The organism is Fluviicola sp. (genome assembly GCF_039596355.1).
In the GTDB taxonomy this organism is placed as follows: Bacteria; Bacteroidota; Bacteroidia; order Flavobacteriales_D; family Crocinitomicaceae; genus Fluviicola.
Genome location: NZ_JBCNJW010000012.1, coordinates 77,463 through 88,761, shown reverse-complemented (window position 1 = coordinate 88,761; position 11,299 = coordinate 77,463). Strand labels below are relative to the sequence as shown.

7 protein-coding genes are annotated in these 11,299 nt (G+C 46.8%); 4 read left to right on the top strand and 3 right to left on the bottom strand.

The features are described from left to right. Positions 1–43: 43 nt before the first annotated feature. Complete coding sequence (locus tag ABDV94_RS17945) at positions 44–466, top strand: TerB family tellurite resistance protein (RefSeq protein ID WP_343748595.1); 423 nt, start codon at positions 44–46, stop codon at positions 464–466. Positions 467–469: 3 nt separating this feature from the next. Here ABDV94_RS17945 and ABDV94_RS17940 read toward each other — a convergent pair whose 3' ends face one another. Both ABDV94_RS17940 and ABDV94_RS17935 read right to left on the bottom strand, forming a co-directional pair. Next, positions 470–1,033, bottom strand: coding sequence for a hypothetical protein (locus ABDV94_RS17940; RefSeq protein ID WP_343748594.1), 564 nt, complete (start codon positions 1,031–1,033; stop codon positions 470–472). A 91-nt stretch (positions 1,034–1,124) separates the two neighbouring features. Next, positions 1,125–4,700, bottom strand: coding sequence for a T9SS type B sorting domain-containing protein (locus ABDV94_RS17935; RefSeq protein WP_343748593.1), 3,576 nt, complete (start codon positions 4,698–4,700; stop codon positions 1,125–1,127). Positions 4,701–4,797: 97 nt separating this feature from the next. Between ABDV94_RS17935 and ABDV94_RS17930 the strand changes: the two genes are divergently transcribed. From ABDV94_RS17930 to glyA, 3 genes are all read left to right on the top strand, one after another. Continuing rightward, positions 4,798–5,376, top strand: a complete 579-nt coding sequence (locus ABDV94_RS17930) for a DinB family protein (RefSeq protein WP_343748592.1) — start codon at positions 4,798–4,800, stop codon at positions 5,374–5,376. Next, on the top strand, positions 5,373–6,131 hold the full coding sequence (locus ABDV94_RS17925) for an NlpC/P60 family protein (protein WP_343748591.1): 759 nt from the start codon (positions 5,373–5,375) through the stop codon (positions 6,129–6,131). The genes ABDV94_RS17930 and ABDV94_RS17925 overlap by 4 nt, the downstream gene beginning before the upstream one ends. A gap of 143 nt (positions 6,132–6,274) precedes the next feature. Continuing rightward, the gene (glyA, locus tag ABDV94_RS17920; protein ID WP_343748590.1) at positions 6,275–7,549 is read left to right on the top strand and encodes a serine hydroxymethyltransferase; all 1,275 of its coding nucleotides are present in this window, start codon (positions 6,275–6,277) and stop codon (positions 7,547–7,549) included. Between the two features lie 461 nt (positions 7,550–8,010). Here glyA and ABDV94_RS17915 read toward each other — a convergent pair whose 3' ends face one another. After that, positions 8,011–11,109: a PKD domain-containing protein gene (locus ABDV94_RS17915; protein ID WP_343748589.1), complete on the bottom strand. Its 3,099-nt coding sequence runs from the start codon at positions 11,107–11,109 to the stop codon at positions 8,011–8,013. Between the last annotated feature and the right edge of the window lie 190 nt (positions 11,110–11,299).

Genomic DNA, 11,299 nt, shown 5'->3' with positions numbered 1-11,299 from the left:
AAACAAATTATCTTTTAGCTTAGTAAAAAATCAAATCGGTATTATGAGTTCGTTTTCACATATCTTCGATTCCGGCGAACAGGCTCGCCAGAAAGGTCATTTCAGAAACCTGGTGATGCTCGCAAGAGTCGACGGAACAATCAGTCCGGCAGAGAATCAGCTGCTGAAACGTATTGCGACGAAACTTTCCCTGACAGAAGAACAGGTGCAGGAGATTTGTGAGAACCCGGAAGATTATCCTTTCATTCCGCCGGTTACACGGGAAGAGCGCTACGAGCGCTTCATTCAATTGATCCAGCTTTTGGGAGTAGATGGCAATATGGATGCCAATGAAACCCGCCTGGTGAGACGCATGGGGGTGGAGCTGGGATTTACCCCGGAACGGATTGATGAGAAATTCCCGATTATCCTGGAACACCTGCGCAAAGGAATGAACCGCGAAGATGTTTTGAGGATCGTGATCTGACCCTTATTTCTTCTTTTTTAGCTGGTCTTCGATCCGTTTGGTCAGAACCTGGAACAGCAATTTGGAGTCCTGCGGAGAGAGTTTTCTCCCGAAACGGATTGTTTTCCCCAGGTATTCAAATTCGATGCGTTCTCCACCGCGAATCCACGGAGAGTTTTCCCATGCAGCCTGGAATGAATTTTCCTTCGGAACGGAAACGCGCACTTTTTTGATGTTTTCAAGGTAGTATTCTTTTGCCTTTCCGTAGCTTTTGATGCCGGTTTTGATCGTCATGGAAATGGTGTCAACTTTGATGTATTCCCGGCCGTATAGGATCCACAAAAAACTTCTTCCGACGCGGATAAAGTAGTAAAACCAGAAAACCATGAAAATCCCCAGGATGATTTTTTCCTGCTGGGTAAAGGTGAACGTGAAGTAAGCCCAGCTGATCGTTACACCGATTGCAAACCACATGAAAAACCATGCGCCCATCAAAGCTTTCACCACACCAACCTGTTCGGGAGTAATGATGAATGTTGTTTTACTTTGATCATCGAGATAACTGATTCTTTTTCCAATCCACTTCATACCGCAAAAATAATGCTTTTACCTACTTGGGAAAGCACAAAACAAGAAAGGAAAGACGATTTTGTCTTCCCCGGCTTCATTGATCGCTGCATTAACGCAGTAAGGTCACGTTTCCTTTGATGATCTTTTGTTCGCCCTGAACACATTTTGCTTCCAGGTAATAATCGTACGTGTCCGGTTTCAGGAGTTTGCCCCGGAAGGTTCCGTCCCAACCGATATTCTGATCGCGGGTTTCGAACACCATTTCTCCCCAGCGGTCAAAGACGCGGAAGAGGATTTCGGTTGCAATCACACTGCGCACATACAACACGTCGTTCTCATGGTCTCCGTTCGGGGAGAATGCATTCGGAACATACACATACGTCCGGTCGCAAACCACTTCCAGTACATTGACTTTCACGGATGCCGATTTGACGCAGATTCCGTCGGTGATGAAAACCGTATAATTCGTTGTCTCGGTTGGCGTTGCCTGGGTAATTTGCCCGTGTGGATTGGACAATCCGGCAGCAGGAGTCCAGGTATAGGCATAACCGGCCGGAGATGCGGTCAAGGTGGAGGAATTTCCCGGAACAACATATTGCGGATTGGCCTGGGCACTGATCGTTCCGGAAATATTACCGACGGTCACGAAGATCGAATCACGGTCAAAACATCCGTTCGATCCGTTTGCATCGACATAAATCCATTGGCTGGTCGGCGGATTTGCAATGACTACATTTTCCTGCGGGGTAGTCGTTAAAACAGACATCGGACTCCACACATACGTGAAACTCACATTCGGAATCTGGATAGAAGCCGTGAGCGTTGTGGGATCGTTCAAACAAATAGAATCATTGCCGGAAATAACGAGACTTCCCCCGACGAAATAGACCGTGACGCTGTCTACTTTGGAACAAGCGGCATTTCCTGCCTGGACGTAATAAGTTGTTGTGCTTCCCGGAGTGACGTGAAGTACCGAATCGGCCACGTTGGGGTTCAATGTGTCGGAAAATTGATTCGAAGAAGACCAGATAAAATAATCCGCTGATCCGCTTGAATTTGCGGTGAACACCAATGGAAGCGGTGAACATAAAATCGTGTCGTTTGATACCGTTAACTGGATTTCCGGAAGTACGGTGATTTGAATCTGAGCCGTATCCGTGAGCAGACAAACAGAGTCTGTTACGGTCAATTGAACATTGTAAACTCCCGGAACGGTAAATGTAACCGTCGGAGAATACTCCGTAGAAGTTCCCTGTCCGTTTCCGAAATCCCACTCATAGCTGTCTGAAGGGGAACTGGTGTTGGTCAAAGTCACGGTGAAATCTTCGCATCCCAGCAGGTCGTTGGTCGTAAAGTCTGCTTTCGGAAGCAATTGGAAATCGAATTTAAATACGAGGTTGTTGCAGTTGTTGTTCGTTCCCGGCCCGGAATTCAGGTTGGCGTTCGACCAGGTGTTGGGCGTTGTGGGGAAATCACTGTGTCCGCCGCAGCCGCCACAGACCGATTGGTAAACCACCCCGTTTTTGTCAAAGCGGGAAGTTCCGCCGTCTACGTGTTCTTCTGCCTGGTTCCCCCCGATGTAGCTTCCGTAGAGCAGACCGGAAAAATCCCGTTTGTAAACGAACAGGTAAAAGTCAAATCCGTTTGGCGGTGTGCTCTGAAAAGCATCCGAACTAACGGGCATTCCGTTCAGCGGAGTCGACTGTAAAATGTTTGCTCCCCATCCCGAAACGTACATATTTCCGCAAATATCAACCAAAAATGCCGAAGGCGAGATGTTAATGTTCGGGTTGCCGTTTCCGAAAACGGTCGAATTCACAATGGATGTAAGTGTAGGGTTCAGTTTTGCAATGAACTGGCTGCTGTTGGGATAACTTTGAGAATTGATAACCGGGAAGTTTCCGCCTACCGACTGACCTAGCACAAATACTTCGTCATTCCGGTTGATTTCAACGAAGAATGCCTGGTCGTATAAACTCGCCCCGATGTAAGTGCTCTGCGTCAGTGTTTGTCCGTTCGGAGTTAATTTTCCCACAAAACCATCTGATTTACCGCCGAGGTAATTCGGGTTTAAACCACCTGCAGTTCCGGGAAGGTTCGTACTGGAAGTTCCGCCCGCAAATACGACGTTGTAGCTCGAATCGATTTTCACGGAATAACACGCGTCGTTATTGCTTCCTCCGAAATAACTTCCCCAGAGCATGGTACTCAGGTCGGAAGAAAGCTTGAAGATCACCCCGTCTTGCTGTCCGGCCAAAGAAGCCTGGAACGGATTCAAAGTCGGGAAGTTGGTAGATCGCGTGCAAGATGCAACCAGGCAGTTTCCGGCAGAATCGATCATGATTTCACCCCGGAACTGGTCTCCGTAATTGGTCGTCAGGGAATCGTATGCAGCTACGGAATTGTAGTTTCCGGAACTGAGTTTGTAATTGATCCCGTCGTTTTGTGCTCCGCCGACATAGGTGGAAGCCAGGAGATTGTGTCCGTTGGAACTGATTTTGGAAACAAAAATATCTGTTCCCTGGCTTCCGAAATAGGCTCCGTTGAATTGCACGTTGATCATTGAACCTCCCCCGTGAGCATTTTGAAACGGGTTCTGGAGTGGAAAATCAGTAGATGCGGTAATCCCGAAAACATAGATGTTATTGAGTTTGTCGCAGATCAGACTGTGAACAGTTTCGGTTCCCTGCGTGGTGTTTCCGCCGCCGAGAAAAGTGGTCCAGATCATCGTGGTTCCGTCCGGGGAATATTTGGAAATAAACACATCGGTAGTGGTCAAACCGTTGTATGTCGTGGTGAAATTCGAAGTGACATCAAAAGCCAGCGGATCAGGCGTCGGGTAGGCGTTTCCGAAAATAGTTCCCCCGGAATAGGCCGATCCGTCGTAGCCGTAAGTCGCCGTCATCCCGAAATTATCTGTCGGTGAACCGGAATACGTTGCAAAGATGAGTACCGGATCGATGATGAGTGTTGCCGCCGGGTCGTATTTTCCCAATTCAAAAGACACAATGTCTTTTTTTAGAATGAATTTGCACGAAACGGGACTCAGTTTTCCGTGCAGCATTTGGTAAGCAACCGGTTTTTTCTCCGTGATTTTTCCCAATGGAGTGGAAAGAACCAGGTTTCCTGCTTTATCCAGCACCAGGTCCGAAAAACCCTTCATCCGGAGCTGGATTTGTTTGTAGTCCGTTCCCGGGGCACACCACAATTCGTATTTGAATTCAGATGCCGCGTCGATGACTTTCAGGTCTACATTCGGGTAAAAATCCACCAAGGTGGCTTCCTGGAAACTACGGACATCGTGTGTCCATTTCGTAGAATCGTTCCCGATGAAGTAATTGTAGTAATAGTCGAGGGGTTTTTCTTTGCGGATTTCCTGTACTTCCCGGGAGTTGATGAATTCCACCCCGACGAGTGTACCGCGGAATTGTGCACTATTTTCATCTGCAATGCGCTGCGAGTGTGCTTTTTTGACCCCGGAATAATCCCGGATGTCGTAAATGAAGCCGTGCTGCTGCACCCAGATATTACTTCCCTGTGAACGCGATTGAAACAAGACTTGTTCTGCCCACTGTCCTTTATTTTCAACCAGGGCATAATGCGTTGATTGAGCATGTTCAATCTCCTGAGCAGCCAGCTGAACGTAAAAAACACTGATACAAAAGAATAGTATTATTTGTTTCATAATTGAAAGATATGAAAATGTTTAAAAAGGTTGCATTTTCAGTTAGAACTTTTGCTATTCAAATTGGTGTGGTTATATTTGATATAAATTCGAGCATATGACAACTCAATGGGTCTTCAACGAAGTTGCAACAATCACAGAGAGAAATATTCAACAGTTAAAATCGAAATTTTCGCACTATTCGGAGAACCAATTGACCTGGAAACCTAACCCTGAGACCTGGAGTCTGGCAGAGGTTTTCGCACATTTGAATGCGTATGCGAAATTTTACCATCAAACGCTGAATGACCGCATTGACCGGACGCGTTTTCGCACTCCCCGGATCAATTATACATCTTCACCACTCGGGAAATCCGCCTGGGTGTCGATGAAACTCGGAAATGCGCGCAATGTGAAACGCAAGTTCAATGCTCCCAATGAATACAATCCGACCGTGAATCCTTCATTGGTGACGGGAAATGAAATCAGCGCCTTGCTCCAAGGCCAGCAGGAGTTCTTGACAATCATTGAAAAATCGGTTGCCGTGAACCTGAAAAAGGTCAAGGTTCCGATTTCGATCTCCAAACTGGTTCGCCTGAGGCTGGGGGATGCCTTGTTGTTTGTGGCGTATCACAACGACCGGCATATGGAACAGGCGCTTAAATTGACTAAACATCCTCAATTTCCGAAAAAGTGAGCAGAACACACGCCTTTTGTAAAGCAAGTATTGCACCGGTTCGCGCTGAAGCGAGCGATCGTTCGGAAATGGTAACCCAGCTTCTGTTCGGAGAATTGGTTGAAATCCTCGAAGTGTCGAATCAATGGCTTAAAATCCGTTCGTTTATGGATGGATATGAAGGATGGATCGACTCCAAGCAGGTGCAGGATTTAAGAGAAAAAGAAGTTTCCCGCTGGCTCGACGGGTTGGTTGTGGAGCACTCGGAATTCCGGATTGTGGAAGGGCCTGAAGGAAAACAAATCTTGCCGAAGGGGATTTTTCGTCCCGGAGACGGAGAAGAAACGTTCCATATCGGAAAATCAACATACCGTTTTTTGGATGGTGAAGGAGATGCTGATCCGGCTTCCCTGATTGATTTTGCGTTGACTTATTTGAATGCGCCTTATTTGTGGGGAGGAAAAACCATGTTCGGAATCGATTGTTCCGGGTTCATGCAGCAGATTCACCGGGTTTTTGCTTACCAGTTGCCGCGTGATGCTTCGCAGCAGGTAGAACTGGGGCAGGAAATTGATTTTGAAGACCGGGAAGCAGGCGATTTGGCTTTCTTCATTTCCGATTCGGGAAACATTCATCATGTCGGGCTACTCATCAACAAGGAGGAGGTGATCCATGCCCATGGTTATGTGCGGATTGATGATTTCAACGAGCAGGGAATTTTCCGGAAAATAGACGGAGTTCATTCGCATCGTCTGCATTCCGTTAAGCGATTGTAAGGAAGGCCTCGTTTTTTGATGAAATCAAACTATATTTGCTGCGAAGAGGAAAGATTCAATGGTTCAAAAGGTTCCATTTTGATTCATCGAACTTTGGAACTCTTTGAACTTTTTAAACTCTTTGAATTAAAATAAAAATAAGCATGAAACGCGATCAGGAAGTATTTGACTTAATTGCTGCAGAAAGACAGCGTCAGGAGCATGGAATCGAATTGATTGCATCCGAAAACTTCGTATCAGATGAGGTGATGGAAGCAATGGGCTCCGTGTTAACCAATAAATATGCTGAAGGACTTCCGGGAAAACGATACTACGGAGGTTGTGAAGTGGTTGACAAAGTAGAACAACTGGCGATCGATCGTTTGTGTCAATTATTCGGGGCAACCTGGGCAAATGTGCAGCCGCACTCCGGAGCACAGGCCAATGCTGCGGTTTTCCTGGCTTGTTTGCAACCCGGAGATACCATTCTTGGATTTGATTTGAGTCACGGAGGACACTTGACGCATGGTTCGCCGGTAAACTTTTCAGGTAAATTGTACCGACCTGTTTTTTACGGTGTAAGCCAGGAAACTGGACGTGTTGATTACGACATGATGGAAGAAGTAGCGAAACGCGAAAAACCGAAAATGATCGTGTGTGGTGCATCTGCTTATTCCAGAGACTGGGATTACGCACGCATCCGCAAAATTGCCAATGAGGTTGGGGCTTTGATCCTGGCTGATATTTCTCACCCGGCAGGTTTGATCGCAGCAGGTTTGCTGAACGATCCATTGGAGCATTGCCACATCGTTACGACAACCACGCACAAAACACTGCGCGGGCCGCGTGGAGGTGTGATCATGATGCGTCACAACTTCGAAAACCCGTTCGGCTTGAAATGGAACAACGGAAACCTGAAATCTATGGGAGCATTGCTGGATGCAGCTGTTTTCCCGGGAATCCAGGGAGGTCCGCTGGAGCACGTAATTGCTGCTAAAGCGGTCGCTTTCGGGGAAGCCTTGTCTGACAATTACAAAACATACATGCTGCAGGTGAAGAAAAACGCTGCGTTGATGGCGGAAGAATTCACCAAACTGGGCTACAAAATCATTTCCGGAGGTACAGACAATCACAGTATGCTGATCGACCTGCGCTCCAAAGGAGTAACCGGGAAAGATGCAGAAAACAACTTGGTTCTGGCAGATATTACAGTGAATAAGAACATGGTTCCTTTCGATACGGAGTCACCGTTTATCACATCCGGAATCCGTGTTGGAACTTCTGCAATCACTTCCAGAGGAATTACCGAAGCAGAAATCCCGGTAATCGTGAAGCTGATCGACCGCGTACTGATGAATATTGGCAACGAAGAAACCATTAACCTGGTTCGTTCGGAAGTAAACGCATTGATGAGCGAAAGACCACTGTTTAAGTGGTAAAAGAGTAAGTAAATTACATGATATAACCAGTCGGGGCGGAAAAATTTCCGCCCCGACTGGTTTATAGCTATTTGTTCTTTTTCCAATTCTTTGGATTATCAATCATGTATTGACAAATGCGATGGTACGATTCGCTATCACGGATGACGTAACCCCGATTTTAAATCCGCGAACAATTGCCCCGATTGTTTTAAAAGAGTTCGAGGAAGTTATTGAAACATACTTCCCTGAAGATTAAATCTCCTCAAGTTATCTACCAAATAGTTCAAAACAGCTGACATCTGGACGAACTTTTCGTTCCATAAACAATTAATGTCATTAATTTGAAAACACTTTTTTTAGTTCATATTTAAAAAAACGATTTTCAGGCGTTTTTCCGCTTCATTTCAGATAAAAAAACAAATTCCGGAAACCCTGTTGAATTCCCGGAATGATGAGGTGAAAAAAAGACTTTTGAAAACTTATCTGACAAGTGATACGTGTCCGGAAAATGCCTCGAAAGCATCGCTGTACAGCTGCTTCACTTTGATGCTCCAGATGTAAGTTCCTTCCGGAACCATTGTGTTCTGGTATGTTCCGTCCCAACCGGAATCTGCGTCGTGTGATTCGAAAACCGTTTCGCCCCAGCGGTTGTAAATCAGTAAGGTGTAGTTTTGAGGATCAAATCCACTGGTAAATACCGGTTTGAAGGTTTGGTTGAATTCGTCGCCGTCAGGAGTAAACGCATTCGGCACGTAATAGATCATTTCGTCCTTCAACGGAATGACCTTGGTAATGCTGTCCATGCATCCCTCATCGTTGTAGGCAATCAGCTTCACGCTGTAAAAACCTGGCAGTGAAGGATACGTAAAATTAGGAGATGTTTCCGTAGACTGTGCCCCTTCGTAATCGAAGTTCCAAAGGTAGGAAGTGGCATTCGTACTTGAATTCACAAAATGAACTGTCGGATCCAGGGTCGAAACGCTGCCAGGCGAGAAAAAGAAATTCGCGCTGATCGCCTCCTTTACTTCCACGTCCTGTACCACCGTTGTTGCACAATTCGAAGCGGTGGTTACTTTCAGCAATACTGTATGCGTTCCGGTACTTGCAAACAAATGTTTGGGATGCTGTTCGGAAGACGTAAATCCGTCGTTGAAATCCCAGTGCCAGTTGGTAATTACTTCCGGAGCCGGCACCGAACAGGCAGATGTAAAAACAACGCTGTCGTTCATACAGGGTGCAGAAGAAGAGAAAGCAGCAAAAGGGTTCGCTCTCACGGACACCTGGGTCGAAGCGGTACTGGTACAGTTGTTCAAACTTACAATCAGGGTATAGGTACCGCTGACAGTAGCATCTGAAGGGTTTTGAACCTGGGAAGCATAGCCGTTTGGCCCGCTCCAGGAATAAGTAACTCCTGCCGTGGTAGAAGAACCGTTCAACTGGATCGCTGTTCCTTCACAATAAGGTCCGGTGTTGGAAACAGAGATTGAAGGAACTTCCGAAACAACGGTGACAGTTGCAGGGGTGCTGTTGCAACCCAATTGTGACACGATGAGTGTGTATGTTCCTGCTTCAGTTCCGTCGGTAGGATTTTGAACCTGGGAAGTATATCCGTTCGGGCCGCTCCAGGAGTAGGTAACTGTTCCCGTTGCGGTAGTTGATCCGTTTAATTGAAGTGGTGTTCCAACACAAAAAGGAGCAGTATACGAAGCTTGTGCAGTTGGGGTCGGGTTGATCACAACCGTTGTGCTTACCGGAGAACTCTGGCATCCGTGTTCCGTGATGATCAATTGATACGTTCCGGCTTCCGTTGCATTCGTTGGATTGGAAAGGGAAGAAGTGTAACTGTTTGGCCCGGTCCAGGAATAAGTAACGGTTCCGGTTGAAGTCGTTGAGCTGTTCAATACGACCGGTGAACCGGTGCAGTAAGGCCCGGTGTTGGAGACATTCGCTACCGGAATTGGCTGAATGGTAACAGCGATCGAAGCAGGATCACTTTGACATCCGTTGATTGAAACAATCAGTTGATAGGTATACGTTCCGGTTTGACCTGTAAAAGTAGGATTTTGCAACGTGGAAGTAAATCCGTTCGGTCCGGTCCAGTTGAAGGCAGGTGTTCCGGTAGAAGTGGTTGATCCGTGAAGCGAAACCGGTGCTCCGTCGCAGAATGTTCCGGTGCTGGATGCACTTGCCGTTACTTGGGCAGGTTCTGTGAATGTGACAGGAGATAGAGTCGTTGAACAACCGTTTACGAAACGCACACGCGGCGTATACGTTCCCGGAGTCAGGTTGCTAAATGTGTTGCCGGATTGCCAGGTTGTTCCGTCCAGTGAGTATTCCAGGTTGGAATCCGTTGAAACGATGGTCAAAACACCGTCATTAGCCCCGAAACAGCTGATAGGTGTCGGCGTTACGGATTGAATATTCGGAACAGGATTCAGTGTTACAGTTTGTGAAGCTGTTACCACGCCGCAGGTCGTTGTGACCGATACGGTATATGTTCCCGGTGCAGAAACTGTGATAGAAGAAGTTGTTTCTCCGTTTGGTGTCCAGCTGTTGCCCGAGGCGTAACTGGAACTTAAAGTAATTGTTTCCCCGTTGCAAAGGGAAGTGGGGCCGGAAATCGTTACAGGAGTCGGGTCGGGAAGAACCGTAACAGAAATGGATTGCGGTGTTCCGACGACTCCACATGCATTGGAAGGAGTAACAGAGAATGAATAAGTGCCTGGAGCAACCGTTCCCCAGTTGACAGTTATCGACGAAGAAGCAGTTGTTCCGTTGGTCGTAGTGAAAGAAGCCCCTGCAGGAAGTCCGCTCCAGGTGTAGGAAATTCCGGATTGAGGAGTCACGCTGTAGGTTGGTGTACTTCCCTGGCACACCGACGTGTTTCCGGCAATCGGGCTTGTTGTCAGCGAACCGTTGAGTTGAGGAGCAGTCATTTTGACGTTGTCAACAAACAATAATTCATCTGCACGGTTGGTCGTAATACTAAGCACGAAGCGGAATTGAGACACACAGGCAGGAATGGTCCAGGTATAGCTGTTCGATAAAATACTGAATTGTGCATTGTTGTTCCCGGTAGCCAATGTAACGGAAGGTTGAGGCGTTCCGTCGTGGTAGGCTGTAAACACCAGATTCTCTCCCGAATCCCATCCCGTTCCGACGCATACAGGAAAACGGTTTCCCCAATTAAATGTCAGCGTTCTGACCGATGCATTGCTGGAAGAAATATCCAATACGTCAAAAGTGAAAGTGCGTGGAGTAGCAGGTCCGTTCCCGGATCCGGTATCAAAACAGTTTCCACCTCCTGTATTTCCACCCACTACGAGGGATGTGGTTCCGGTAACTTTGTTGGGAGTTTGGGTTGCTTCAGAAATTGCGAGTGAACTTGCTCCGGTAGAAGTATATCCCCAGGGATCTCCCGGCTCACCACCTTGAAAACCAACGGTAACCTGGGATGAAGCGATTCCTGAGATTTGCAGGAAAAGCAGTGCAAGGGTATATTTTGTCAAAGCAATGAGTGATCGCTTTCCGGATTGAGACCGGGATGAAAAGTTCAGAATAGGATAAAGACAGGTCATAAACGCAATCTCAAATAATTTGGCGCAAAGATATTACGATAATGCTCCGCCGGGGTTAAGTCCACGTCAAATATGTATTAAATTCCATTCAAAAGTTTAAAAATCAATTATTTAAATCGATTTAGTAAAATTTTAGCATAAGACCCGCAAGTCCCGTAAAATATGCTTTTGAAGCGGATTAAAAGTGGAA

Coding starts and splice junctions, on each gene's coding strand:
- ABDV94_RS17915 (WP_343748589.1), bottom strand. CDS start 11,109: ATGACCTGTCTTTATCCTATTCTGAACTTTTCATCCCGGTCTCAATCC.
- ABDV94_RS17940 (WP_343748594.1), bottom strand. CDS start 1,033: ATGAAGTGGATTGGAAAAAGAATCAGTTATCTCGATGATCAAAGTAAA.
- ABDV94_RS17945 (WP_343748595.1), top strand. CDS start 44: ATGAGTTCGTTTTCACATATCTTCGATTCCGGCGAACAGGCTCGCCAG.
- glyA (WP_343748590.1), top strand. CDS start 6,275: ATGAAACGCGATCAGGAAGTATTTGACTTAATTGCTGCAGAAAGACAG.
- ABDV94_RS17935 (WP_343748593.1), bottom strand. CDS start 4,700: ATGAAACAAATAATACTATTCTTTTGTATCAGTGTTTTTTACGTTCAG.
- ABDV94_RS17930 (WP_343748592.1), top strand. CDS start 4,798: ATGACAACTCAATGGGTCTTCAACGAAGTTGCAACAATCACAGAGAGA.